Genomic DNA, 25,473 nt, shown 5'->3' with positions numbered 1-25,473 from the left:
CAGCGGGCTGCCGGTGCATCGGACCGAAAGCTTCATATTGATGGCGAACGGAAATCACGGGACGATGCCGGACAGGCCAGGACGCCTGCATTCTCACCGAGACCCTGATGAATCCACAGAAGATCGAGTTCTACACCGGCCCCGCCGGCGGCTGGGGCGCCTTGAACAGCGTGAAGAACGCGCTGCTGCGGCAGGACATTCCCCTCAAGGGCGCCAAGACCCTGCTGTCGGCCAACCAGCCCGACGGTTTCGACTGCCCGGGCTGCGCCTGGCCGGACCGCCACCACGCATCCACCTTCGAGTTCTGCGAGAACGGCGTGAAGGCCGTGGCGGCCGAGGCCACCGCGCGCCGCGCCGGGCCCGAGCTGTTCGAGCGCCACACCGTGAGCGAGCTCGCGCGGCAGAGCGACTTCTGGCTGGAAGACCAGGGCCGGTTGACGCACCCGATGGTCTACGACGGCGTGCTCGACCGGTACCGCCCCATTGGCTGGGACGCCGCCTTCGCCCTCATCGCGAGCCACCTCAATGCCCTGCCCGACCCCAACCAGGCCATGTTCTACACCTCGGGCCGCGCCAGCAACGAGGCGGCCTTCCTGTACCAGCTGTTCGTGCGCGAGTACGGCACCAACAATTTTCCCGACTGCTCGAACATGTGCCACGAGCCCAGCGGCAACGGCATGCGCCCGCAGATCGGCGTGGGCAAGGGCACGGTGACGCTGGACGACTTCGAACTCGCCGACGCGATCTTCATCTTCGGCCAGAACCCCGGCACCAACCACCCGCGCATGCTGGGCGAACTGCGCGCCGCCTCGAAGCGCGGCGCGCGCATCGTCAGCTTCAACCCCTTGCGCGAACGCGGCCTGGAGCGCTTCCAGGACCCGCAGAGCAAGATGGAGATGGCCACGCTGGGCTCCACGCCGATCAGCTCGCACTACTTCCAGCTGCGCGGCGGTGGTGACCTGGCGGCCGTGAAAGGCATGATGAAGCGCCTGCTGGAGCGGCACGACGCGGGCGAGCAGGCCTTGCTCGACCACGCCTTCATCGCCGAACACACCGTGGGTTTCCAGGCCCTGGCCGACGACCTGCGCGCCGAGTCCTGGGACCTGATCACCGAGGAGTGTGGCCTCACGCGCGAACAGATCCACACCGCCGCCGACCTCTACGCCGGGGCGAAGAACACCGTCGTCTGCTGGGGCATGGGCATCACGCAGCACCAGCACGCGGTGCGCACCATCCAGATGCTGGTGAACCTGCTCCTGATGCGCGGCAACATCGGCCGGCCCGGTGCCGGTGCCTGCCCGGTGCGCGGCCACAGCAACGTGCAGGGCGACCGCACCATGGGCATCTGGGAGAAGCCGCCGGCCGCGCTGCTGGACCGGCTGCGGCAGGTGTTCGGCTTCGAGCCGCCTCGACAGAACGGCGTGGACACGGTGGAGGCCATCCAGCTGATGCGCGAGGGCAAGGGCAAGGTGTTCTTCGCGCTGGGCGGCAACTTCGCCGCCGCCACGCCCGACACCCACGAGACCTGGAAGGCGCTGCGCCAGTGCGACCTCACGGTGCACGTGGCGCACCAAGCTCAACCGCAGCCACGTGGTGCACGGCCGCGAGGCGCTGATCCTGCCCTGCCTGGGGCGCACCGAGATCGACGTGCAGGCCACGGGCCCGCAGGGCGTGACGGTGGAGGACTCCATGAGCATGGTGCACCTCTCGCTGGGCATCAACCCGCCGGCCTCGGAACACCTGCTGTCCGAGCCGGCCATCGTCGCGCGCCTGGCCGCGGCCACGCTGGGCCGGCGCAGCCGCACCGCCTGGCTGTGGCTGATCGAGGACTACGCCCGCATCCGCGACCAGATCGAAGCCGTGTTCGACGACTTCAAGGACTTCAACGCCCGCGTCGCCGTGCCCGGCGGCTTTCGCCTGCGCAACACCGCCAGCGAGCGCGTGTGGGACACCCCGGCGCGGAAGGCCACGTTCTTCCCGCACCCGGTGCCGCGCGACACGCCGGTGCACCGCGCGCGCCGGTCCATGCAGGCCCGCCAGCGCGACACCCTCGTGTTCTCGCTGCTCACCACGCGCTCGCACGACCAGTACAACACCACCATCTACGGCATGGACGACCGCTACCGCGGCGTGTTCGGCCAGCGCCGCGTGGTCTTCATCCACGCCGAGGACCTGCGCGCCCTGGGCCTGGCCGATGGCGACTGGGTGGACCTCCACACCGTGTGGGACGACGACCAGCACCGCCGCGCCGACCGCTTCCGCCTGGTGGCCTACGACATTCCGCGCGGCTGCCTGGCCGCCTACTACCCCGAGACCAACCCGCTGGTGCCGCTGTCGGCCACCGCGATCGCGGCGGGCACGCCCACCTCGAAGGCGATTCCGGTGCGCCTGACGCCCCACCTCGAGCCATGAACGGCACCACCACGCTCACCCCGCTGGCCGAAGCCATCCTGCGCGAGCTGGCCAGCACACCCGAGGCCAACGGCATGTCGCTGCCGCGCCTGGGCAAGCGCCTGGGTCAGGGCGTCAGCGTGCTCATGCGCCAGCTCACGCTGATGGGCCACGCGGTCATCGGCGGCGTGCACGGGCCCGGCTGGGTGCGCGTGGAACAGGTCGACGACCGCTGGGTGGCGCACCTCACGGCGGCCGGGCGCTCGCTGGCCGCGACGCCCCAACGCCCGCCGGCCGGCGTGCGGGCCAGCGAGGTGCAGGTGCGCCGCGACGGACTGGCCAGCCTGGCCACCGACTGGGTGGCCGACGAAGTGGCCGTGGCGCTGGTGTTCAACGGCATCTCGCATGCCGTGATGATGGCCACGCCGGCCGACCTGGAAGACTTCGCGCTGGGCTTCGCCCTCACCGAAGGCCTGTTGCTCGACCCCGGCGAGCTGCGCGGGGTGGACGTGGTGGACACGCCCGATGGCATCGAGGTGCAGTTGGAGGTTGCGCAGCGCCTGCGAGTGGCGGCTGCGCGAACGCCGGCGCAGCATGGCCGGGCGCACGGGTTGTGGCCTGTGCGGCACGGACTCCCTCGCCGCCGTGCGGCAGCGGCCGCCGGCCGTGCCCGCCTTGGGCATCGCGCCCGCCGCCGTGGCCTCGGCCCTCCAGGCCCTGCCCGCCCACCAGCCCCGGCAGCAGCTCACCGGCGCCACGCACGCGGCGGCGCTCTGCCGGATCGACGATGGCGGCGTGGTGCTGGTGCGCGAGGACGTGGGGCGGCACAACGCGCTGGACAAGCTGATCGGCGCGGCGCGGCGGGCAGGCTTCGACCCTTCGCGGCACTTCGTCGCGCTCACCAGCCGGGCCAGTTTCGAGATGGTGCAGAAGACCGCGCGCGCGGGCATCTCGGTGCTGGCCGCCGTCTCCGCGCCCACGGCCATGGCGATCGACGTGGCGAACGAGGCCGGTCTGCTGTTGATCGGCTTTGCCCGGGGCGACGGCATGGTGGCGTACACCTTCGCGGACCGACTGGGCTGAGCCCGCCCGGCCTCAAGCGGCCGCAAACGGGGTGTCGGGCACGGGGGTGTGGAAGCTGGCGTTGAGCACGTTCCACGCCCGGATGGCGCCGACGGCGAACGTCAGCTCCGCGATCGCGCCGTCGCTGAAGTGCCGCCGCAGGTCTTCGAAGTCGGCATCGCTCGGCGCCCGTTGTGGCAAGGCGTTCACCGCCTCGGCCCACTGGAGCGCGGCGCGCTCGGCGTCGCTGAAGAAGCGCGGCGCCTCGCGCCAACCCGCCACGGCGTTGATGTGCCGTGGCTCCATGCCCTGCTTCACCAGGTCGGCCCAGTGCATGTCGATGCAGAACGCGCAGCCATTGATCTGGCTGATGCGCAGGTTCACCAGCTCCTTCAGCCGTTTGTCCAGCGTGGCGCCGGCCACGTGTGAAAGCTGGGCCAGCGCCTTGGCGGCTTTGGGCGCCAGCGTGAAGTAGTCAAGTCGGGGAGAGGACATCGTGAGCTCCTGGGTTGAAAAAGGGGATCCTTGTCTTGCTAGACGGGCCTCGGCGCCGTTTTGTGACAGACGGTCCAGGCCATCGCCAGTGCCGCGGCCCCCACCCAGGCCGCGGCGGCCGGCCAGCCGTGGCGGTCCACCGCGCTGCCGACCAGCACCGGCCCGAGCGCCTGGCCGAGGTTGCTGCCCTGCATGAGCAGCCCCACCACCAGGGCCGCCTGCGCGGGTGTGGACGTGACCCGCGGTACCGCGGACAGCAGGCTGGCCGGGACCAGGCCGCCCACCGCGGAGAACACCAGGCACAGGGCCAAGGCCATGCCCGGACCCAGCACAGGCAGAAAGATGCCCAGGCCACAGAGACCCATCGTGATCGCCGCGCAGGCGCCCAGCACCTCACGGCCCACCTTGCCCAGCAGGACCCCCGCGCACAGGTTGCCCACGATGTTGGCCGCACAGGCCACCGCGGCGAGCAGCCCGACGGCACCGGCGCCCACCTGCAGGCGCTGCTGCAGCAGCACGGGCAGAAAGCTGAAGAGCGCGAAGAACATCAGGCTGTAGAGCAGGAACGTGGCGGCCATCGCCAGGGGTTCGGAGCGCCAGACCTCGGCCAGGCGGGCCGGGTCGTCCGCGCGGGCAGGCCGTGGACCACGCGGCACCATGCCCACCACCAGAACCGCGAGCAGACCGGCCGCCAGCGCGGCGGTCACCCACAGGCTGCGCCAGTCGCCGAACCACGGCCCGGTGAGCATCGCCAGCGCCATGCCGGCTGGCATGAAGCAACTCCACAAGACCAAGGCGGTGGCCTGATCGGCCGCGCGCACCCGGCGCGCCAGCACCGTGGGCCCGGCCACCGTGATCAGCAGAAACCCCAGCCCCTCCACCACGCGCGACGCCAGCAGCACACCGAAGCGGTCGCTCGGCACCGCCATCGCCGCCCCCAGTGCCGTGGCCAACAGCCCGAGGACCAGCATGCGGTGGTCGCCGGCACGGGCCACCACGGAGCCCGCCACCACGCCACCCAGCGCGCCCAACACGGCGAAGGTGGCACCGAGGGCGCCCAGCAGGCCCAGGCTGAGGCCCAGATCGGCCTGAAGCTGGGGGGCCGCGATGGCGACCTTGCCCAGGTGAAAGGCCGAGACCACCCCGGCGGCCACCACCACCCCCACGGCCCGCCAGTCGGTGCGGGCCGGGTTCGCAGAGGAGCCGCTCACGCCACCGCCATCGGCTGCGACAGCGCGAGCGCCCGCGCCACCCGCGCCACATGGGCCCCCTGGTAGCGGGCCGCTTCGATTTCATTCAGGCTGGGCTGGCGGTCGCCGCCCGACCCGTCATCGGCCAAGGTGGCCGAGCCGTATGGCGAGCCGCCGGTGATCTCGTCCATGCGCATCTGGCCCTTGAAGCTGTAGGGCAGGCCCACCACCACCATGCCCAGGTGCATCAGCACGATGTGCGTCGAGAGGATGGTCGACTCCTGCCCGCCGTGCTGGCTGCCCGTGGAGGTGAAGACGCTGCCCACCTTGCCCACCAGCGCATCCCGGGCCCACAGGCCACCGGCCTGATCGAGAAAGTTCTTCATCTGCGCGGCCATGTTGCCAAAGCGGGTGGGCGTGCCCAACACGATGGCGTCGTACGCCGCGAGCTCCTCCACGGTGCGCACCGGCACGTCTGGCGCCAGCTGGTAACCGGCTTTGCGGGCCACGGCGTCCGGCACCAGTTCGGGCACGCGCTTGACCACGGCCTGCGCGCCCGCCGTGCGCGCGCCCTCGGCCACGGCGCTGGCCATGGTCGCGATGTGGCCGTAGGAAGAGTAATAGAGCACCAGCACCTGGGTCATGACGTGAACACCTCTCATGTGGGAATGGGAGAAGTATCGGCAGCCACATTGATCTGCGGAAGGCCTAAAATTTTGAGCTTCCTGATCTACGGAATCGATCAATGCTGGACGCCCTCACCCTCGATCAGATTCGCATGTTCGTGACCGTGGCCGAGGCCGGCAGCTTTCGGGCCGGGGCCACGCGCCTGCGGCGCGCGCAGTCGGCCGTGAGCCACGCGATCGCCAACCTCGAACACCAGCTCGACGTGAGCCTGTTCGATCGCAGCGGCCACCGGCCCGCACTCACGCCGGCCGGCCTGGCCTTGCTGGAAGACGCGCACGCCGTGCTGCTCAAGGTGGATTTCATGCGGGCGCGCGCGCGCGGCCTGGGCGAGGGCGTGGAGATCGAGCTCTCGCTGATGGTGGACACGCTCTACCCGCTGCCCGTGGTGGCCGCCGCGCTCAAGGCGGTGCGCGAGACCTGGCCGTCGGTTCGGCTGCGCCTGGCGGTCGCGCCACTGGGCGGTCCGCTGCAAGCGCTGCGCGAGCGGCAGTGCGACCTGGCCATCATGGCCGGCGAAGACTTTCTCGATCCGCGCATCGAGACCGAGGCGCTGCAACGCGTGCCCATCGTGGCGGTGGCCGCCGCCAGCCATGCGCTGGCGCGGCGCCGCAAGGCGCTCACCAGCGTCGAGCTGGCCGACCACGTGCAGATCGTGCTGGAGGATCCCACGCCGCTGTCCGAGGGACGCGACTTCGGTGTGCTGTCGCCCCAGACGCTGCGCGTGGGCACGCAGGACGCCAAGCGGGCCCTGATCCTGGGCGGGGTGGGCTGGGGCCGCCTGCCGCGGTGGGTGATCGAGCGCGAACTGGCCGAGAAGCAGCTGGTGCCCTTGGCCGCCACGGCGCTCGGTCCGCTGGGCGTGGCGCACACGCAGACCTACCTGGCCCGCCGCACCGACCGCGCCCTCGGTGTGGCCGCGACGGCCCTGCGCCTCGCCTTGCACCAGCACGCGTCGCCGCCGCAGGCGCGCCAGCGGCGCGTGCGCAGTGCCGCGGGTTCAGGCCCGACGACGCCCTGACACCCTGGTTCAGTGATGAACCGGCACCGGCTGGGCACCGGCCCGTTGGCCCTGCGGCCGGGGACCGTGGCGCAAGGTCAGCAAGGTGCCCAGCACGATGGCGACCAGCGCGAAGGCCGGCGCGCCGAGCGCGCCCACGTGATCGACCAGCAGCCCGCCACCCACCGCGCCGCTGGCGATGGCGATCTGGAACGCCGCCACCATCAGGCCGCCCGCGCCTTCGGCGTGGTCGGGCGCGGCCCGCACCACCCAGGTCTGGAAACCGACCGGGAACGCGCCGAACGCAAAACCCCAGAGCGCCACCGCCACGGCGGTCACCAGCGCCGACGAACCCGCCAGCAACAGGCTGCCCGCCATGAGGACGACCAGCGTGCCACCCGCCACGATGGCGCGGCGCTCGCTGCGCTCGGCCAGGTAGCCGCCCGCCAGGTTGCCGAAGAAACCCCCGATGCCGTAGCCCAGCAGCACCACCGAGATCGCCTGGACGGACAGGTGGGTGACGTTTTCCATCAGCGGCCGGATGTAGGTGAAGCCCGCGAAATGGCCCGAGATCACCAGCAGCACCGCCAGCAGGGCCATGCGCACCTGCGGCCGCAGCAGCAACTGGCCCAGCACGCGCAGACTGGCGTGGTCGCGCGGCGGCAGCGCGGGCAGCGTGATGGCCTGCGCGACCAGCGTCACCACGCTGACCACGCCCGCGGCGACGAAGGCGCTGCGCCATCCCCACAGATCACCCATCCAGGCGCCGATGGGGGCGGCGCACACCGTTGGCCACCGACACCCCCGTGAGGATCAGCGACATGGCGCGGGCGAACCGGTCCGCGGGCACCAGCCGCAGGGCCAGCGCGCCCGCCAGGGCCCAGAAGCCGCCCAGCGCCACGCCCAGCAACACGCGGGCCACCAGCAGCACGGGCAGCGAGGTGGCCGTCGCGGCCATCAGGTTGGAGACGACCAGCAGCAGGCTCAGCGCCAGCATCACCCACTTGCGGTCCAGCCGCCGCGTCAGCAGCGGAAAGGCGGGGGCGGCGACCGCGCCCACCAGCGCCGTCGCCGTGACCGTCTGGCCCGCGGCGCCGTTGCTGATGCCCAGGTCCGTGGCCATGGCCGTCAACAGGCTGGCCGGCAGGAATTCGGCGGTCACCAGGCCAAAAACGCCCAGCGCCAGCGAGCCGACGGCGGCCCAGTGGGGCGAATCCGCGTTCGCTGGCGGCGGCGGTGCGGCCACGGCTTGGGAGGGATCGATGCAGGTGGAGCAGGAGGAGGACATGAATGGAACAGGGGGAAGCCAGCAAGACCGCCAGCTTAGGGATAAGATGCCGGCGTTTCCATGTGGGAAAAGCCGAAATGCTTGACTATTCCTCCGAATCTCCCGCCCTGCTCGAGGGGAGCGCCGCCCGTGGCGCGGCGGACGCGCCACCCCGCCCGGCCGACCTGCTGAGCCGCATCCTGCTGGGCTTGCGGCTCGACGGCGTCGAATACGGCCGTTGCGTGATGCAGCCGCCCTGGGCCGTGGCCTACCCCGCGCGGCCGGAGGCCCGTTTCCATTTCGTGGCGCGCGGCGGCTGCTGGCTCTGGCTGCCCGGTCACGACTGGGTGCGGCTGGACGCCGGCGACGCGGTGCTGCTGCCGCGGGGCAGCTTTCACATCCTGGCCAGCGCGCCCGACGTGCCGTGCGTGGACATCGAATCCCTCTCGCGCACCCCGGTGGCGGACAACATCTACCTCATCGGCGGCGCGCCGCAGCCCGCGTCCATGGCCTCATCGCCCCCAACGCCGGACGAAGGGCCTCCAGGCGCGCCGAACGACATCGTCTTCTGCGGCGCCATGCGCTTCAACCTCGATCCCCTGCACCCCCTGCTGGCGATGATGCCGGACGCGATGCGCGCCAACGAACTGGCCACGCGAGACCCCTCCGTGCCCGCGTTGCTCGAAGCGATGGAGCGCGAGGTCGCGCTGGATCGCATCGGCGCCTGCGGCATGCTCGCGCGCCTGGCCGATGTGCTGGCCGCCTGCATCATCCGCGCCTGGGTCGAGTGCGCCTGCAGCGACGCCAGTGGCTGGATCGCGGCGGTGCAGTGCCCCCGCATCGGCAAGGTGATCGCCGCGATCCACACCGAGCCCGAACGCGATTGGACGGTGCCGGCGCTGGCGGACCTGATGGGCGCCTCGCGCTCCAGCTTCGCCGAGTTGTTCACGCGCACCTTGGGCGAGAGCCCGGCGCGGTACGTGACCCGCGTGCGGATGTTCCAGGCGCGCCGCTGGATCGAGCGAGAAGGCATGCGCGTGGCCGTGGCCGCCACCCGCCTGGGTTACGACTCGGAGGCCTCGTTCAGCCGCGCGTTCAAAAGGGTCATCGGGCATCCACCCGGTGCCTTGCGGCACAAGCGGGCCGCCGCGGATCGGCGGGAGGCGCGCCAGCCCTGAAAGGGGGATCGCGTGCGCCCTCTTGCGCCTCAGGCGCAGCAGCGGCTGTCCTCGATGGTCTTGCCGTCGTTGGGCAGGGAGCCCGGCTGGACGAGCTCGACCTGGGCGCGCAGCTTGGTGACCTCGCGCACGGCGGCCTCGATCTGCTGCCGCAGGCCGCTGTCGGTCTCGCTGGCCTCCACGCGCAGGCACATCTGGTCGTTGGCCATCTCGCCGCTGACCACCAGGCGGGCCTTCTTCACCTGCGGGAAGCGCCGCGCGATGTCGGCCACCTGGGCCGGGTGCACGAACATGCCGCGCACCTTGGTGGTCTGGTCGGCGCGGCCCATCCAGCCCTTGATGCGCGGCGCGGTGCGCCCGGTGGGGCAGGCGCCGGGCAGGATGGCCGAGAGGTCGCCGGTGCCGAAGCGGATCAGCGGGTAGGCCGGGTTGAGGGTGGTGACCACCAGCTCGCCCACCTCGCCCTCGGGCACGGGTTCTCCGGTGCCCGGGCGCACGATCTCGACGATCACGCCCTCGTCCACCACCAGGCCCTCGCGCGCGCTCGTCTCGTAGGCCACCAGGCCCAGGTCGGCGGTGGCGTAGCTCTGGTAGACCGCCACGCCGCGCTCGGCGAACCAGTCGCGCAGGCTGGGCGGCAATGCCTCGCCGCCCACCACGGCCTTGCGCATGCTGCCGATGTCGATGCCCTCGGCCTGGGCCTTCTCCACCAGGATGCGCAGGAAGCTGGGCGTGCCGGTGTAGGCCTCGGGCTGCAGTTCGGTGATGGCCTGCAGCTGCTGTTCGGTCTGGCCGGTGCCGGCGGTCGAGCGGTCCAGCTCTACATCAAGCTGGACAAGCGCATCAGGGCAACCATCCGTCAACTCGGTTACCCAACCAAGAATGCCCTGAAGAGCTGGCACCGTGAGTACGAACGACGTTCGGCTCTGCCTGAGGGCTATGCGGGCCGGCCTCCCAAGTACTCGCAGGATCAGAAGCAGGCGGCTATTGCGCACTACCTTGCGCATGACCGCTGCATAGCTGCAACGATGAGGGCATTGGGATACCCAGGCCGGGGTACGTTGACCGCCTGGATTCGCGACGCACTTCCTGAGAGCTGGAGAGTCGCCGTTGGCACCGCCGGCCGGCGAAGATATTCCGAGACATTGAAACAGGCGGGCGTCATGGAGCTCTGCACGCGGCAGGAAGGTGCGCAAGCCGTGGCAGAAAAACTGGGCGTATGCAGGCCGACGCTGTACAACTGGAAGAACCAGCTACTCGGCCGCGAGGCGCCCGCATCCATGAAACGCCAGAACCACCCACCACCATCACCTGAGCGAGCGGAGCTGGAGCAACAGCTCGAATCCCTGCAACGCGACATCCGCCAACTGCAGCTCGAACGCGATCTCGTGCAGAAGGCCAATGAACTGCTAAAAAAAGGCCTGGGCGTCGATCTGCATCTCCTGACCAACCGGGAGAAGACATTGCTGGTTGACGCCCTCAAGGTGCTCTATGCCCTGCCAGAGCTCCTGACACAGTTGGATCTTGCGCGAAGCTCGTACTTCTACCACCGAGCCCGTGCGCAGGTGTGCTTCGACGCATCGTTACTATTGAATCCGACGATGGTACCCGTTTCGCCCTGGGTGAGCCGTTGCCCGAGACGCGGCAGCGCCTATGCGAGCTGGACCACCCGGCAGCCCACCCCTCACAGATCGTTGATGTACATCCGGTTCCAGGTCGGGCTGATGACGATCTGGTTGATGCACACCCCGGCAGGAAGCTCGGCCAGGAACCGGACGGTGTGCCCCACGTCGTCAGGTTGCAGCATGCGCGCCCGTTCGTCCGCGGTGGGCGGCGTCGGCCGCGTGTCCAGAATGGGCGTGCGCGACCTCGGCAGGGCACAGGCTGCAGGCGCGGATGCCGTGCACCCCGTCTTCCATGTTGATGGTCTCGGTCATCGCGACCACGGCGTGCTTGCTCCCGTTGTAGGCCGGCCCGGTGAGCTTGGGATGGTGGACGCCGGCCCACGATGAGACGTTGATGACCCACCCACTGCGGCGCGCGCGCATCGCGGGCAGCACGGCGCGCGTGGTGTAGAAGATGCTGTCCATGTTGGTCGCGACGACCTGGCGCCAGCCCTGGGCAGACTGGTCGCGCCAGAACCGCTCGGGGGTGTTGGTGCCCGCGCAGTTCACCAGCACGTCCAGGCGCTCACCGTGCCGCTGCAGCAGCTGCGCGGCCGTGTCTGCCACGGCATCGGCATCGGTCACGTCCAGCACCGCGATGTCGGTCGCACCGCCCGCCGCGCGGATCTGCGCAGCCGCTGCCTCCAGGGGATCGGGGCGCCGACCGGACAGCACCACCTTGGCACCGGCAGCGGCCAGCGCCCGGGCCGCCGCCAGCCCGATGCCCGAGCCCGCACCGGTGACCCAGGCCACTTGCCCTTGCAGCGCGCCGCTCATGCCGCGCCCTCCACGGTGGAGCCGCCCTTGCTGAGTTCGTGCACGTACTGCTCCCAGCCCGAAGCTGGCACCCGCTCGCCGTCGCGGCCACAGACGTCGGCGAGGCGTGAGCGCAGCTGTTCTGCCACCCCGGGCTGGTCACCGAGGTGGATGCCCTCCGTCATCGTGATGTGCGCGGCCTCGAAACTGCCCGCGCCGGCCAGCAGGATCGTTCGGGTAGGTGCGTCTTCGCAGACCAGGGGGATCAGCGCCGGGCTGACGCTTTCCGGCGTGAGCCGGGCCAGCGCTTCGGGAGGCAAGATGCCATGCGTCATGCCGGTCGCGGCGGAGGGGGCGAGGCAGTTGACGCGGATGTTGCGTTTGTCGCCTTCCAGCGCCAGCGTCTGCATGAGGCCGACCAGCGCCATCTTGGCGGCACCGTAGTTGGCCTGACCGAAACTGCCGTAGAGGCCCGACGACGATGTCGTCATCACGATGCGGCCGTACTGTTGTTCCTGCATCTGCGCCCACACCGCCTTGGTGGCATTCACGGCCCCCATGACGTGCACCTCCAGCACTAGGCGGAAATCCTCCAGCGGCATCTTCGCGAAGGTCCTGTCGCGCAGGATGCCCGCGTTGTTGATGATGATGTCGATGCGGCCCCAGGCGTTCATGGCCAGCTCGGCCATGTCTTGCATGTGGCCGGCCCGCGTGACGTCGCCCAGGTGCATCCGGGCGTCACCGCCGTGGGCGCGGATGTCGGCCACCACGGCCTGCGCGCGGGCGCCGCCGTCGGCGCCCTCCAGGTCGTTGACGATCACGCGCGCGCCGTGGCGCGCGAGTTCCAGGGCATGGGCACGGCCCAGCCCCTGCCCGGCACCGGTGACGATGGCGACGCGGTTTTCAAGAAGTTTTTTCATGGTGTGTGTCGGTGGTCAGAAATGGACGGCATCGCTGCCTTTGAGCGCGAGCATGGCCCGCGCTTCGGCAGGCGATGCCACCTCGAGGGACAGCTCATCCAGGATCCGGCGGATCTTGCGCACCTGCTCGGCGCAGCTGCGGGCCAGCTGGCCTTTGCCCAGATACAGGCTGTCTTCCAGCCCCACGCGCACGTCGCAGCCCATCACCGCGGCCATGGTCAGCAGCGGCATCTGATGGCGCCCGGCGCCCAGCACCGAGAAGCGGTAGCCGTCCCGGCCGAACAGGCGATCGGCCGTGGTGCGCATCGTGACGAGGTTTTCCGGATCGGCACCGAGGCCGCCCAGGATGCCGAAGATGCACTGCAGGAAGATGGGCCCGTCGAGCAGCCCTTCGTCGCGGAAGTGGGCCAGGTTGTAGAGGTGCCCCACGTCGTAGCACTCGAACTCGAAGCGCGTGCCGCGCTCGCGGCCCAGCACCTGGAGGATGTGCTTGATGTCGGCGAAGGTGTTGCGAAAGATCAGGTCTTCCATGCCTTCCACATAGGGCTTCTCCCAGCCGTGCTGCCACTGCGAAATCTTGCGCGCCGCAGGGTGGATGGAGAAATTCATGGACCCCATGTTGAGCGAGCACATCTCGGGCGCCGCCTGCAAGGGGTAGGCGAGCCGCTCGGCCAGCGTCATGCGGGTGCTGCCGCCGGTGGTGATGTTGATCACGGCATCGGTCGCGGCTTGGATGTGCGGCACGAACTGGTCGAACACCTTCGGGTCCGGCGTGGGCCGCCCGTCGGCGGGATCGCGCGCATGCAGGTGCAGGATGGCCGCGCCGGCCTCGGCGGCCTCGATGGCCTGTGCGGCGATCTGTTCGGGCGTGATGGCCAGGTAGGGCGACATGCTGGGCGTGTGCACCGAGCCGGTGACGGCGCAGGAGATGATGACTTTGTCGGACATGCGGAAAGCCTTCAGACGGCCAGCCACTGCGCGAGCAGGCCGGGATCGGATTGCAGTTGGGCGGGTGTGCCTTCGAACACGATGCGGCCATGGCCCATCACGCAGACGCGGTCGGACACCTTGAGCGCGATGGCGAGCTTTTGCTCGACCAGGACCACAGAGACACCCTGGGTCCGCATGTCGCGGATGCACTCGCCGACCTGCGCCACGATCATGGGCGCCAGCCCTTCGGTGGGTTCATCGATCAGGATGACCCGGGGGTTGCCCAGCAGGGACCGGCAGATGGTGAGCATCTGCTGCTCGCCGCCCGACAGGCTGCCGGCCTTTGTGTGGCGCCGCTCCTTGAGCCGGGGGAAATAGTCGAACATCTGCTGCACCGTCCAGCGCGGCGCGCCGGGTGCTGCGGGTTGTTCGCCCATGCGCAGGTTCTCGTCCACCGTGAGGTTGGCGAACACCTCGCGCTCCTCGGGCACATAGGCCAGGCCAGCGCGGCAGATGCGGTTGGCCGGTGAGCCGGCCAGCTCCTGGCCCGCCAGGCGCACGCGGCCCCGGCTGGGCGGCACCAGGCCCATCAGCGCCTTGAGCGTGGTGGAGCGGCCCGAGCCATTGCGTCCCAGCAGGCTCAGCACCTCGCCCGCGCCCACCCGGAAACCCACGCCCTGGAGGATGTGGCTCTTGCCGTAGTAGGCGTGCAGGTCTTCCACTTCGAGCAAGCTGTTCATGCCGCGACCTCCTCGCCCAGGTAGGCCTCGCGCACGCCCCGGTGCCGGCGGATCTCGTCCGGGGTGCCGGTGGCGATCACCTGGCCGTACACCAGCACGCTGATGTGGTCGGCCAGCTTGAAGACGACGTCCATGTCGTGCTCCACGATCAGCAGCGCGCGGCCGGCGGTGACTTCCCGGATCAGGTTCAAGGTGTAGTCCGTTTCTTCGCTCGACATGCCGGCCATGGGCTCGTCGAGCAGGATGAGCTGGGGATCGGAGGCCACCGTCATGGCGATCTCCAGCGAGCGCTGTTCGGAGTAGCTGAGCCCGCCCGCCAGCGTGCCTGCGCGGGTGTGCAGGCGCACCTGCTCGAGCAGCCGCTGCGTGGCCTCGCGCAGGCCACGCAGCCGGTCGACGCGCCGCCAGAAGGCCGTGGGCTGCGGCTGCTGGCGCATCACCGCCAGGCGCACGTTCTCGAACACCGTCAGTTTGGGAAAGATGTTGGTGATCTGGAAAGACCGCGCGAGCCCGAGGCGGTTCACGCGCTGCGGCGTCCAGCCGGTGATGTCGCGTCCCTGGAAGGCGACCGTGCCCGCCGTGGCGCCGAGGTTGCCCGAGATCAGATGAAACAGCGTGGATTTCCCCGCGCCATTGGGCCCGATCAAGGCGCGGCGCTCGCCGGGCGCCACGTCGAGGTCGACGCCGCGGATGATCGCCGTGTCGCCGAACGACTTGCACAGGCCTTTGAGTTGCAGGATGGGTGCGCTCATGCCGGGTCCTCCTTGGTTTGCAGCCGCTGGTGCGCGAAGGCCAGCAAGCCGCCGCCCACGGGCAGCAGGGCCAGTGCGCCAGGCCCAGGTGGCGACGCTGGTCACGTCCCAGGTGCTCTTGAACATCGTCACAGGGGGCCAAGCGCCCGCCTGCGCGGCGAGCGCGCGGTACTCCTGCGAGCACAGGCGCTGCAGCAGCTCGATCAGGAACACCGCACCGGCGGCCAGCAACAGGGCCGCGACCAGCCACGTGAACAGCAGCGGCAGCGCGCGCGCCCCGCCCAGCCGCCGCACGCGCGACGCTGCCGCGTCGCCCAGGCCGACGAGACCTTGCGGCATGAACATCATCACCAGCACGAAGAGCACGCCCTGGTAGAGCAGCCACGCCTGGGTGTTGTCCGACACGGCATAGCCGAAGAAGCTCATGAGCGCCGCACCCAGCGCCGGACCCAGGAACACGCCGACACCACCGATGTAGCTGTTGAGCACCACGCTGGCCGACACGCTGGGGTCGAAGACGACGTAGTTGGCCGCTTCGTTCGCCAGCACCTGCAGTGCGCCCGCCACCCCGGAGAACAGGCCGGAGATGGCGAAGGCCGACACGCTGAGGCGGTGCACGTCATAGCCCAGGAAGCGCAGGCGGTGGCTGTTCTCGCGCAGGCCCAGTGTCAGGCGGCCGGCCGGTGTGAGCGTGTGAAAGTGCAGGAGCAGCAGCGAGATCAGCACCCAGGCCAGCGTGAGGTAGTACACCTGGGTGGTCGAGCCGAAGGAGAAACCCCAGGCCGGCATCCGCATCGCGGAGATGCCCGACTCACCGCCGAACAGGCCCTTGAGCTGCGGGGCCAGCGAGTGCAGCAACTCCGCGATGGCCAGGGTGATCATCGCAAAGGCGGTGCCGCTGCGCTGGGTGGCGAACCACCCCGCCGCAACACCGAACGCGAGGCCCGCGCCGGCGCCCACGAGCGGCATCAGCGGCGTGGGCAGCAGGCCCGCGCCACCCAGCGCGTTCATCGCGTGGACGGTGGCAAAGGCACCCACGCCGAAGTAGGCCGCGTGCCCGAAAGAGAGCATGCCGGCGCGACCCGCCAGCAGGCTGTAGGCGCTGGCGAACAAGGCGGCGATCAGCATCTGCACGGCGGCATTGAGCAGCCCTGCCGACAGCAGGGCCGGCAACGCCGCGAGCAGGGCCACGCCGCCCAGGAGGAGGGAGGTTGAGGTGCGCATGGGAAGGATCAGGTCTTGTCGCCCATCAAGCCCTGCGGCCGCAGCAGCAGGACGAGCAACATCAGGGCAAAGGGCAGGGTGGAGGCCAGGCTGGACAGCTTGAGCGTGAGCAGGCCGCCCACCCCTTCGGCCCATGCCCGTGCGCCCACGACGGCAAGCAGGTCGGCCAGGCTGCGGTCGATGCCCACCGCCAGCGACGTGAGCAGGCCGATCAACAGCGAGGCCAGCATCGCGCCTCCCAGCGACCCCAGGCCGCCGACCACCACCACCACGAACACCATCACGCCGATCTCCAGCGCCATGTTCGGGCTGGTGGTGTAGAACGCGCCGGCAATGGCGCCGGCCAGCCCCGCCAGCGCCGCGCCCACGCCGAAGACACCCATGAACACGAACTGCACGTTGTGACCCAGGGCCTCGACCATGCGCGGCCGGTAGATCGCCGAGCGCACGATGATGCCGACGCGGGTGCGCGTGAGCAGCAGGAAGAGCAGCGCGAACATCACCAGGGCCACGCCGCCCATCAGCAGCCGGTACATGGGGTACTGCTGCCCGCCCAGCGAGAAGGCCGGGCCATCGAGCAACGCGGGTACCTGGTAGTTGACCGGGAAGTTGCCGAACAGCAGCTTGATCGTCTCGGCCACGATGAAGGACAGCCCGAAGGTGAGCAGCAGCTCATGGGCGTGGCGATGGTGGTGGACGCGCCGCAGGAAAAAGCGCTCCACCACCGCGCCGACGCCACCGGCCAGCAACGTCGCCGCCACCACCGCAGGGCCGAAGCCCAGCAGCCCCTGCAGGGTGTAGGCGAAGTAGGCGCCGAGCATGTAGAACGATGCGTGGGCGAAGTTCAGCACCCCCATCATGCCGAACACCAGCGTCAGCCCTGCCGACACCATGAACAGCAGCAGTCCGTAGATGACGCCGTTGAGCAGCGAGAACAGCAGGGTGTCCATGGCTCAGGAGGGGCGCTGCATCTTGCAGCTGGGCTGGACCGGCATGGCGGCTTCTTCGGCGGTGAACAGCTTGACGGGCTTGAACCCCATGTCCGTTCCGTCCACCTTGAAGCGCGCGTCCCTGGTCACGGTCGACACCACCAGCGGCAGCAGGATCTGGTGGTCGGCGGCGCGCATGCTGGCCTCGCCCATCGGGGTCTTCATGCGCGCCGTTTCCATCGCGCGGGCGAAGGCGTTCACGTTGAGCTTGCCGCCGTCCGGCCTGGTGCGCTTCAGTGCATCGGCCACCATGTCCATGCCGAACACGGTCTGGGGTTCGACGAACACGGGCGAGCGGCCCATCTTGGCCGTGTAGTCGGCCACGAAGTTCGCTCCGTCGGCGCCGCCCGCCTCGCCGTTGAAGGCATGCACGATGAAGTGCCCCAGCGCCGTGTCGCCCGCGTTGCTGATGTTGCCCGGCTGATCGAGGAACACCGTGCCGAACGCGGCCTTGAGGCCGGCGCCCTTGGCCGCCTTCATCATCAGCAGCAGATCGTTGGACCAGTTGCCGGTGAGCACCGTCTCGGCGCCCGAGCTGCCGATCTTGGCGATGTAGGGCGCGAAGTCCTGGATCTTGTTGGTGTCGTGCAGGGTCTTCTCCACCACCTGGTAGCCACCCGCGCCCGCGTTCTCGACGATGGCGGCCTCCATGTCCTGGCCCCAGGAGTAGTTCTGGTTGATGGCGTAGACCTTCTTGCCCAGCGCATTGGCCTCTTTCATGCCCTTGACCAGCACCTTGGTGCGCACCTGCGCGTTGGGGGCCACGCGGAAATGGTGGAAATTGCACTTTTCACCGGTCAGCTCCAGGGCTTCGGCGCCGACGTTGATGTAGACGATTTCCTTGCCCGGGTTGCGCAGGTTGTGCTTGCGCACGTCCTCGGTGATCTGCCCGCCGATCGCGGACGAGGCGCCTTGCACGACGATCTGGACGCCCTCGGCAATGGCGGCCTTGAGCTTGTCCGACGCGCCCGTGGGCCCACCCTGGTTGTCGTACTCGATCAGTTGCACGGGCTGGCCGTTCCAACCACCGGCGGCGTTCATCTTGTCGATGGAATAGCGGACACCGGCCCGGAAGGTTTGTCCGGTCGATGCCTGTGGACCCGAGAGCGTTTCCAGCAGTCCGATCTTGACCGGGTCGGCGTGCGCGGCCGAGGCCGTCAGCAGAGCGGCCGAGAGGGCGGCGAGGCGAAATGGGGTCATGGCTTGTCTCCTGTTGTGGTGGGGGGTTAGAGGTACTCGACGTTGCCGTCCACGCTGATGACCTGACCCGTCAGGTTGCGCGCGCCCGGCGAACTCAGGAACAGCGCCGTCGCCGCGACGTCGTCGGCGGTGACCATGCGGCGCAGGGAAATCTTGTCCAGGTACTGCTGGCGCATCGCTTCGGGGCTGATGCCGAGCGCCGTGGCGCGCGCGGCGATCACGCCGTCCATGCGCGCGCCTTCGACCACGCCAGGGAGGATCGCGTTGACCCGCACACCCTGCGGCCCGAGTTCGATCGCCAGCGACCGGGTCAGGCCCACGATGGCCCACTTGCTGGCTGCGTAAGGCGTGCGGTAGGCGTAGCCCAGGCGGCCCGCCACCGAGCCCATGGCGATCAGCCCCGGGTTCGCACCCGAGGCCTTGAGCATGGGCACCGCGCGGCGCGCGAAATGGAACTGGCTGTCCAGGTTGACCGCCAAGGTCCGCTGCCAGGCCCCGGCATCGATGTCCTCGATGGCCGCAGTGGGGCCGGCGATGCCCGCGTTGTTGACCAGCACGTCCAGCCCGCCCAGGTGGCTGCGAACGCCCTCGAACACGGTGTCCACGTCGCCCGCGACCGACGCATCGGCCGGCGTCCCGGTGAGACCGGGCGCCTGGGTCAGCAGGCGGTCCAGCGCGGCGCGATCGATGTCGCAGACGTGCACCTGCGCCCCTGCGGCGTGAAAGGCCAGCGCAACGGCGGCACCGATGCCACTGGCACCGGCGGTGACCAGCACGCGAAGGTCTGGAACGGGGCGAAGGGCGTCGTGGAGGGCCATGGGAGCGTCGGTGGACAAACAAAGAACTGGGGGCAGTGTCCGCAATCGACCCGCGACCAACCATGTGCGAACCGCACACAAACAACGCCCTGTTTATGTGGTGAGAGGACATACATCGCGCGCTCAAGCCCCATCGGGCTCTGATACCCTCGGCCTTCGACGCAGGAGGCGCCTTGGAACCCACACCCCTGATCGCGAACACGCTCATTGAATTGCTGCACCGGGCCGCGCCCGCCGAAGACTTCGCGCAGCAGCTGGCCCGGGTCGAAGCCTTGCCGGCGGGCCGCCCCGACAAGGCCAGCCTGGTCGAAACCGTGCGCATTGCGCATGGCCGTGCGCAACCGGATGGAGGTGCTGCAGCAGCGCGAGCAGGGCATGGTGGCGTTGATGGAGTCGGCCCAGGACCTGTCCGAGCGGCTCGAACTGAGCAACCTGCTGGCCGCCATCGTGGCGCGGACACGCCACCTGCTGGGCTCGGACATGGCCTGGATTTCCGAGCTGGACGAAGCCCGGGGTGTGTTCCAGGCGCTGGCCTCCGACGGCGGACTCACCCGCAACTCCGTGGCGATGAACATCCGCAGCGACAAAGGCGTGGCGAGCGTGGTGATGGCCACCCGCACCCCCTTCACCACGCCGGACTACCTGCACGACACGCGCTTCAGCCACGACCCGCGCTTCGACGACATCTTTCGTGCCGAGGGCGTCTGCGCGCTGGTGGGCGTGCCGGTGATCTGGCAGGACGGCGTGATCGGTCTGCTGTTCGCGGCGGACCGCTACCCCCGGGTGCACACCACGCAGAACATCGCCATCCTGCGCACCCTGGCGACCCACGGCGCGCTGGCCCTGAAGAACGCGCGCGATTTCGAGCGCATCAACATGGCGTTGGGCAAAGCGGACGAGGCCCGCTCGGAGCTGGAGCGCCATGTGCGGGGTGTCCAGGCGGCCGCCGACGCGCACGAGGAAATCACCCTGCTGCTGGCGCGCGGCGCCTCGCTGGCCACCTTGTGCCAGGCGGTGGCCGGCCTGCTGGGCGGCAGCCTGCTGGTGCTGGACGAGCTCAACCAGGTCATCAGCCAGGGCGTGGCCGAGGGTTATGCCGGCACCGCCGCGCAGCGCTACCAGCCCCACGGCAAACACAGCGCCGACCTGGCACGCGCCCTGCGTCAGGCGCGCCAGTCCGGGCGTTCCGCCCAGGCCTACGAAGCCGACGGGGAAATCTGCCGCGCCATGCCGGTGATCGGGGGCGACGATGCGCTGGGCGCCCTCGTGCTGTTTCACCAGAATCCACTGGAGGAGGTGGCCGAGCGCACGTTCGAGCGCAGTTCGAGCGTGATCGGCATCGTGCTGCTGTCGCAGGAACGCCAGGAGGCCAGCAACCACCGCGACATGTCGGCCTTGATGCGCGCCCTGGTCTCGCCGAGGCAAGACGAGCTGGCCGTGCTGCGAAACCGGGCCGAGCGGTTCGGCCTGGATCTCACGCAGCCGCTCTCGCTCATGATGATCGAGCTCAACGGGCCGAGCGCCGGTTTCGTCGCCCGGCGCCTGCTTCAGACCCCGGAGAGCAAGCCCTGCCTGATCGACGACATCGATGGCATCGTGGTCGTGCTGTGCAGCACCACGCGCGCGCTGGAGCTGCGGCAGGCGCTGTCGCAGTGGATCCACCGGGAAGTGGGAAAGGCCTACCTCGGCGTGATCTCGCGGCCCATGGCGTCCTCGGCCGAACTGCCTTCGGTGTTCGCGACGATCAGGCGGTCGATGGGCGTGCTGCGCCGCCTGGGTCTGCAGGAGCAACTCATCAGCCAGAACGAGTTGGCCCTGTATTCCACGCTGTTCGAAACGCACGACGCCAGCAGCCTGGAGCAGTTCCTGGAAGCGAGCATCGGCCCGCTGATCCAGCACGACCGCAAGCGCAACACGGCACTCACCACCACCCTGCTGTGTTTCTTCGACTGCAACCAGAACGCCAGGACCGCGGCGCAGCGGCTCAACATCCACGTCAACACGGTGCGCCAGCGACTCACCACCATCGAAGGGCTGCTGGGCCACCTGGGCCAGGCGTCCCGGGCGCTTGAGATCCACGTGGCCCTGCGCCTCTGGAGCCTGCGGTCCTGAACCGCAGGCCGCACCGGCGACGTCACTCGGCGGCCGACCTTGCCGTGCTTATGCGTGAGTCGAAGACCAGCGAATGCGGCCAGGCTGGCCAGGCGGAGCCCAGGCCGGGGGCGTGAGGGTCTGCGTCGTGCGCGAAGCGGCCCAGGCTTTGCATCATCCGGTCCGACAGGGCCAGCCTGTCGGCCTTGTTCGCTTCACTGAACGAGATATTCGAGTAGAGCGAAGGCCCGAAGTTGCCGAAGATGAAGGGCAAGTCAAAGCTGTGGGCCGCGCCGTAGACCTTGTCGAAGGGTGGCGGCAATTCGTCCCAATCGAACCGGTAGTGCCACACCTCGGGCTGGCGGGACTTGAGCGCGTTGAGCACGTCGTCGCGGAAAGCGAAGAACCAGATTCGGTCGAGTTCGGAGATGCGCGCATTCAGGCCCGTGTTCGGCGCATCGACCGGCAGGTACTGCGGCGGTACCCAGTCCTCGATGCGGCTGGCGGGCGGGGCGTCCGGCTGGTAGCCATGGGCCAGCTTGAACACCGCCGCGTCGTCGAGCAGGCGGCCGCTGGTGCCACCCAGCGCGGGTCGCATCGCCAGCAGGCTGGGAAAGAGCTTGCTTTCATCGCGCGTGTTGCCCGCCAGCACCGGCACCTGGACGTACCGGCCCGCGCGGATGGCGGCGATGGGGTTGTCCGGCACCACGTGCCCGTCGGGAATCGGGTTGGCCGCGGCCAGCCCCAGCGGCGCCAGGCGCGTGCGCACCGTGGTCAACAGCGCGTCCGCCGACATCCCGCGCAGGTGGGCGGCCAGCTGCTGCGGGGTGCGCGAAGCGATGTGCGCCTGGGCAGCGGCCGGGTCGGCGGCGGTGCCGTCGGCGACCAGGGCGTGGGTCAGCAAGGCGTTGCCCCGCGTGGCCCAGACGCTGCGGGGCTGAATGGTCGAGAGCGAGCCCGGTGGCAGCGTGGCGGCCGATGAAATGCCGCCACTGAGGGCCACCAGCCGGTGGAACAGGGGCGCGGGCCGGGCCACCACCATGGGCGAGGTGAGCAGCGCATACACGTTGACGGCCCCGGCGGACTCGCCCATCAGCGTGACCCGGCCCGGGTCACCGCCGAAGGCGCCGATGTTGCCCTGCACGAACTCGAGTGACTTCACGATATCGAGCAAGGCGAAGTTGCCCGAGTCGGGTGCAGCGGCGCCGGTCTTCAGCGCCGCGAGTTCGAGAAAGCCGAAGATGCCGAGCCGGTAGGCCACCGACACCACGACCGAGCCGGTGGTCTTCGCCAGCGTGGCGCCGTCGTACACCGGGTCGGCGGTGTAGCCCGTGATGTTGCTGCCGCCATGCACCCAGACGATGACGGGCCGGGGCGCGTTCGGCGGCGCGGCCGGGGCCCAGATGTTGAGGTAGAGGCAATCTTCCGAACCCAGCGTCTGGCCCAGCGTGCTGCCAATGGTGGCGTCGTACCGGTTGTTCAGGCCCGGCCCGTACAGCCGCCCTGTCTGCGCGCACGCCGGAGCGAAGGCGGTCGCTGCGCGCGGCTCGGTCCACGCGGTCGGGTCGGCGGGGGCCTGCCAGCGGCGCACCCCCACAGGCGGGGCTGCAAAGGGCACGCCTTTCCAGCTGTGGACGCCGCTGACCGCGCTGTCGTTGGCACCGACCACCGGGCCGAAGGTGGTGGTTCGCTGCAGGCCCGTGGGCCCGGTGGGCGCGTGGGTGCAGGCGTTGAGCATCATCAGCGCACCGATCGCCAGTGCGCAGCAGGTCGTGATGGTTTTCATCGCAGGCTCACTCGACCTTGATGTGGGCCTTGCGGATCACGTCGGTCCACTTGCGCGTCTGGTCGTCGATGAACCGGGCGAACTCGGGCCCTGGGGCGCCGCTGGCCTCCAGGCCGATGTCGAGCAGCTTCTGCTTGATCGCCGCGTCGTCGAGCGCGCGCAGCACAGCGGATTGCAGCCGTGTCACCACCTCCCTGGGTGTCGCCGCGGGCACCATGAACCCGTACCACCCGGAGGCGACCACGCTGGGAAAACCTTGTTCGCGGATGGTGGGCGCCGACGGGTACAGAGCGCTGCGGGCTTCGGACGCCACGCCGATCACGCGCAGCTTGCCCGCCTCGATGTGCGGCAGCGCCGAGCTGATGGCCGTCAGGGTGGCATCCACGCGCCCGCCGAGCAGTTCCGAGTACGCCGGCGCGTCACCCCGCATGTGCACGTTGATGCCTTCCATGCCGGCCTCGCGCAGCAGGAGTTCGGCGGCCAGGTGGGGCTGCGACCCGGCCCCGGGTGAACCGATGTTGATGCCCCCCGGGCGCGTCTTGGAGAACTCCACGAGATCGCGCACCGACTTGATCGGCGTCTGCGCGTTGACGATCAGGAACAAAGGCGCATGCATCGCCATGGCGAGGGGGCGCAGCTGTTCGCGCTGGTAGCTCAGGCCGTGTCCGTACAGCGCTTCGGCCGTGGCGTAGGGCGCGGCCACGTAGAGCACGGTGTAGCCATCGGCGGGCGCGCGCGCCACGAACTCGGTTGCCACCCGCGTGCCCGCCCCGGCCTTGTTCTCGACCACGATCTGCTGGCCCAGGACCTTGGCGAGGTACTCGCCCAGCACGCGGGCAGAGAGGTCGCTGGCCCCTCCGGCACCGTAAGGCGAGATCAGCTTGACCGGCCGCGTGGGCCAGTCCGCCTGCGCGTGGGCAGGCAGGCCGGCGACGGCGGCCAGGCCGGCGGCCAGCGTGACGAGCACGCTGCGGCGCCCGGGGCCCGTTGGCGGGAGGCTGTTCGAAGGTCGGTGGCGCATGTTCATGTCTGTCTCCTGTTGTGGTTGTGTCGAAGGCGCTGCCGTGCTACAGGCGGCGCAGGGGGGGGTAGGGAAACTGGAACTCGAGGTGTCTGCGCCGTGGCTGGTAGAGCCGAAGCACGACGTAGAACCCTTCGCCCGATGGCGCGGGCAACCAGTTGTGCCCGGGGCCCGGATCGTCGGCTTGAATGCGGATCGTCAGGCGCCCGCCCGCCCCGGTCACCAGGCCCGGCAGGCGGTCGCCCACCGAATAGCGCTGGGCGGCATTGCGCGCCAGCAGGCAGTCGCTTCGCCGGTACAGCGTGAGCGACCAGAAGGCGTCCACCTCCGGCGTGGCGCCGGGTGGAAAGTGCAACTCGTAAGCATTCGATCCGTTCAGCGGCTCGCCGTCGGCGTCTACCTCGGCCGTCGGGTACATCGCCTCCTCGATGCCCAGCGCACCGATGAAATTGCGCGCGACGCGCGCGCGCATCGCCACGTCCTGGCCCCAGTGCGTGCGCACCGCGACCGGCAAGGCCCAACCACCTCCCAGCGCGTGCGGCTGGACTTTCTGGCGCAGCGCCCCAAACACCCACGGCAGCGCATCCGCCAGCGCGCCGTCGTCCACCGGCCAACGCAGGTGTTCGCCCGTCGGCACGGGGTTGCGCGCCAAGGCGTCGTCGACGGTGGCGCGGTAGAGGGCCGCCGAGGGCGTGTCCACCGCGCTGCCGTCCAGCCGCGTGTCCACCCGCAGGGCGGCCGTGCCGCCGTCCACGCGGTGGATGGAGATGCCGCGCTGCAACTCGCCGGCCTGGGCCAGGTTGCCCGGACTGTCGTCGACCAGGATGCGTCCGATCACCCAGACGTCGTCGCCCGGCGAGGCGATCACGTTGTCCACGCCATCGGGCACCCGGCCGTGCCAGGCGGGCCCATGCACGAGCGTGCGCTGGCGGCGGTTGCCGGTGGTGCGGCGGCCCACGTACGCAAACGGGTTGGTCCATGCGTCCAGCAGGCCCAGCGTCCAGTACCGCTCCCCCATGTCGGGCGTGTCGATGAGCACCGGCCCTTGGGAAAGATCCAGCCATGCGTTGCTGAACACGGTGTCGTTGTTGGGGCTGACGACCTCACGGTCTTCGGGGCCGATGCGGCGATGGGTGTGGGTGAACTGGTTGACCCAGCGCACGCGGGACGCGCGGTCCTCGCTCGCGAAGCCCAGCACGGGATGGCGCCGGGCCGTGGTGGCGGCGCGCATGCGCATCATCTCGAACAGCGGCAAGGTCTGCAGCACCGCGTCGCGAGCGGCTTGCGGTGGGGTCGACGTCGAGGGCTTGGGCAT

The 25,473-nt window shown here is 69.8% G+C and carries 18 protein-coding genes and 6 pseudogenes; 6 read left to right on the top strand and 18 right to left on the bottom strand.

Annotated elements, in window-relative coordinates:
• Positions 1 to 107 precede the first annotated feature (107 nt).
• Positions 108 to 2,412 (top strand): annotated as a pseudogene (locus ACFJI0_RS01110) (FdhF/YdeP family oxidoreductase).
• 278 nt (positions 2,413 to 2,690) lie between these two features.
• Positions 2,691 to 3,474 (top strand): annotated as a pseudogene (fdhD, locus tag ACFJI0_RS01105) (formate dehydrogenase accessory sulfurtransferase FdhD).
• A gap of 12 nt (positions 3,475 to 3,486) precedes the next feature.
• Here fdhD and ACFJI0_RS01100 read toward each other — a convergent pair.
• From ACFJI0_RS01100 to wrbA, 3 genes are read right to left on the bottom strand one after another with little or no spacing between them, the layout of a single operon-like run.
• Positions 3,487 to 3,948, bottom strand: coding sequence for a carboxymuconolactone decarboxylase family protein (locus ACFJI0_RS01100; protein ID WP_382162147.1), 462 nt, complete (start codon positions 3,946 to 3,948; stop codon positions 3,487 to 3,489).
• Positions 3,949 to 3,986: 38 nt separating this feature from the next.
• The gene (locus ACFJI0_RS01095) at positions 3,987 to 5,159 is read right to left on the bottom strand and encodes a CynX/NimT family MFS transporter (RefSeq protein WP_382323143.1); all 1,173 of its coding nucleotides are present in this window, start codon (positions 5,157 to 5,159) and stop codon (positions 3,987 to 3,989) included.
• On the bottom strand, positions 5,156 to 5,782 hold the full coding sequence (gene wrbA / locus ACFJI0_RS01090; RefSeq protein WP_382323142.1) for an NAD(P)H:quinone oxidoreductase: 627 nt from the start codon (positions 5,780 to 5,782) through the stop codon (positions 5,156 to 5,158). The genes ACFJI0_RS01095 and wrbA overlap by 4 nt, the downstream gene beginning before the upstream one ends.
• 101 nt (positions 5,783 to 5,883) lie before the next feature.
• Here wrbA and ACFJI0_RS01085 point away from each other — a divergent pair, with 101 nt between their 5' ends.
• On the top strand, positions 5,884 to 6,843 hold the full coding sequence (locus ACFJI0_RS01085) for a LysR family transcriptional regulator (protein WP_382323141.1): 960 nt from the start codon (positions 5,884 to 5,886) through the stop codon (positions 6,841 to 6,843).
• 9 nt (positions 6,844 to 6,852) lie between these two features.
• On the opposite strand, the pseudogene ACFJI0_RS01080 reads toward ACFJI0_RS01085, so the two are convergent.
• Positions 6,853 to 8,110: pseudogene (locus ACFJI0_RS01080) on the bottom strand (MFS transporter).
• A 77-nt stretch (positions 8,111 to 8,187) separates the two neighbouring features.
• Here ACFJI0_RS01080 and ACFJI0_RS01075 point away from each other — a divergent pair.
• Entirely contained in the window at positions 8,188 to 9,267 is a 1,080-nt protein-coding gene (locus ACFJI0_RS01075) for an AraC family transcriptional regulator (RefSeq protein ID WP_382323140.1), read from the top strand.
• A 29-nt stretch (positions 9,268 to 9,296) separates the two neighbouring features.
• Here the strand turns inward: ACFJI0_RS01075 and ACFJI0_RS01070 are convergent.
• Positions 9,297 to 10,067 (bottom strand): annotated as a pseudogene (locus tag ACFJI0_RS01070) (phenylacetate--CoA ligase family protein); the annotation flags it as partial.
• Between ACFJI0_RS01070 and ACFJI0_RS01065 the strand changes: the two are divergent.
• Positions 10,056 to 10,835: pseudogene (locus tag ACFJI0_RS01065) on the top strand (transposase); the annotation flags it as partial. The pseudogenes ACFJI0_RS01070 and ACFJI0_RS01065 sit on opposite strands and share 12 nt — an antisense overlap.
• 116 nt (positions 10,836 to 10,951) lie before the next feature.
• Here the strand turns inward: ACFJI0_RS01065 and ACFJI0_RS01060 are convergent.
• The 10 genes and pseudogenes from ACFJI0_RS01060 to ACFJI0_RS01015 form a co-directional block, all read right to left on the bottom strand.
• Positions 10,952 to 11,074: a hypothetical protein gene (locus ACFJI0_RS01060; protein ID WP_382323139.1), complete on the bottom strand. Its 123-nt coding sequence runs from the start codon at positions 11,072 to 11,074 to the stop codon at positions 10,952 to 10,954.
• A complete protein-coding gene (locus ACFJI0_RS01055) occupies positions 11,061 to 11,708 on the bottom strand; it encodes an SDR family oxidoreductase (RefSeq protein WP_382323138.1) in 648 nt (215 codons plus the stop codon). The genes ACFJI0_RS01060 and ACFJI0_RS01055 overlap by 14 nt, the downstream gene beginning before the upstream one ends.
• Positions 11,705 to 12,607, bottom strand: coding sequence for an SDR family NAD(P)-dependent oxidoreductase (locus tag ACFJI0_RS01050; RefSeq protein ID WP_382323137.1), 903 nt, complete (start codon positions 12,605 to 12,607; stop codon positions 11,705 to 11,707). Before ACFJI0_RS01050 ends, ACFJI0_RS01055 begins: the two co-directional genes overlap by 4 nt.
• A gap of 15 nt (positions 12,608 to 12,622) precedes the next feature.
• Positions 12,623 to 13,555, bottom strand: a complete 933-nt coding sequence (locus tag ACFJI0_RS01045; RefSeq protein WP_382323136.1) for a 3-keto-5-aminohexanoate cleavage protein — start codon at positions 13,553 to 13,555, stop codon at positions 12,623 to 12,625.
• Positions 13,556 to 13,566: 11 nt separating this feature from the next.
• Positions 13,567 to 14,277 (bottom strand): ABC transporter ATP-binding protein, encoded by a 711-nt coding sequence (locus tag ACFJI0_RS01040; RefSeq protein WP_382323135.1) that lies wholly within the window; start codon positions 14,275 to 14,277, stop codon positions 13,567 to 13,569.
• Positions 14,274 to 15,029, bottom strand: coding sequence for an ABC transporter ATP-binding protein (locus ACFJI0_RS01035; protein WP_382325863.1), 756 nt, complete (start codon positions 15,027 to 15,029; stop codon positions 14,274 to 14,276). The genes ACFJI0_RS01040 and ACFJI0_RS01035 overlap by 4 nt, the downstream gene beginning before the upstream one ends.
• A gap of 396 nt (positions 15,030 to 15,425) precedes the next feature.
• Positions 15,426 to 16,157: pseudogene (locus tag ACFJI0_RS01030) on the bottom strand (branched-chain amino acid ABC transporter permease); the annotation flags it as partial.
• A 104-nt stretch (positions 16,158 to 16,261) separates the two neighbouring features.
• Positions 16,262 to 17,203, bottom strand: a complete 942-nt coding sequence (locus ACFJI0_RS01025) for a branched-chain amino acid ABC transporter permease (protein ID WP_382323134.1) — start codon at positions 17,201 to 17,203, stop codon at positions 16,262 to 16,264.
• Between the two features lie 3 nt (positions 17,204 to 17,206).
• The gene (locus ACFJI0_RS01020; protein ID WP_382323133.1) at positions 17,207 to 18,442 is read right to left on the bottom strand and encodes a branched-chain amino acid ABC transporter substrate-binding protein; all 1,236 of its coding nucleotides are present in this window, start codon (positions 18,440 to 18,442) and stop codon (positions 17,207 to 17,209) included.
• 26 nt (positions 18,443 to 18,468) lie between these two features.
• Complete coding sequence (locus tag ACFJI0_RS01015) at positions 18,469 to 19,260, bottom strand: SDR family oxidoreductase (RefSeq protein ID WP_382323132.1); 792 nt, start codon at positions 19,258 to 19,260, stop codon at positions 18,469 to 18,471.
• A 327-nt stretch (positions 19,261 to 19,587) separates the two neighbouring features.
• Between ACFJI0_RS01015 and ACFJI0_RS01010 the strand changes: the two genes are divergently transcribed.
• The gene (locus ACFJI0_RS01010) at positions 19,588 to 21,372 is read left to right on the top strand and encodes a helix-turn-helix domain-containing protein (protein WP_382323131.1); all 1,785 of its coding nucleotides are present in this window, start codon (positions 19,588 to 19,590) and stop codon (positions 21,370 to 21,372) included.
• A gap of 22 nt (positions 21,373 to 21,394) precedes the next feature.
• Here the strand turns inward: ACFJI0_RS01010 and ACFJI0_RS01005 are convergent, their stop codons facing one another.
• Genes ACFJI0_RS01005 through ACFJI0_RS00995 form a run of 3 tightly spaced genes read right to left on the bottom strand, consistent with a single transcriptional unit; the run spans position 21,395 to position 25,473 of the window.
• Positions 21,395 to 23,137, bottom strand: a complete 1,743-nt coding sequence (locus ACFJI0_RS01005) for a carboxylesterase/lipase family protein (RefSeq protein WP_382323130.1) — start codon at positions 23,135 to 23,137, stop codon at positions 21,395 to 21,397.
• Positions 23,138 to 23,144: 7 nt separating this feature from the next.
• Positions 23,145 to 24,164, bottom strand: a complete 1,020-nt coding sequence (locus ACFJI0_RS01000; RefSeq protein WP_382323129.1) for a Bug family tripartite tricarboxylate transporter substrate binding protein — start codon at positions 24,162 to 24,164, stop codon at positions 23,145 to 23,147.
• A gap of 40 nt (positions 24,165 to 24,204) precedes the next feature.
• Positions 24,205 to 25,473: a DUF1254 domain-containing protein gene (locus ACFJI0_RS00995; RefSeq protein ID WP_382323128.1), complete on the bottom strand. Its 1,269-nt coding sequence runs from the start codon at positions 25,471 to 25,473 to the stop codon at positions 24,205 to 24,207.

It is taken from the genome of Hydrogenophaga sp. UC242_53, from assembly GCF_042696965.1.
GTDB lineage: Bacteria > Pseudomonadota > Gammaproteobacteria > Burkholderiales > Burkholderiaceae_C > Hydrogenophaga.
The sequence above is the reverse complement of the archived record's forward strand: the minus strand, read 5'-3'. Positions and strand labels throughout refer to the sequence as shown.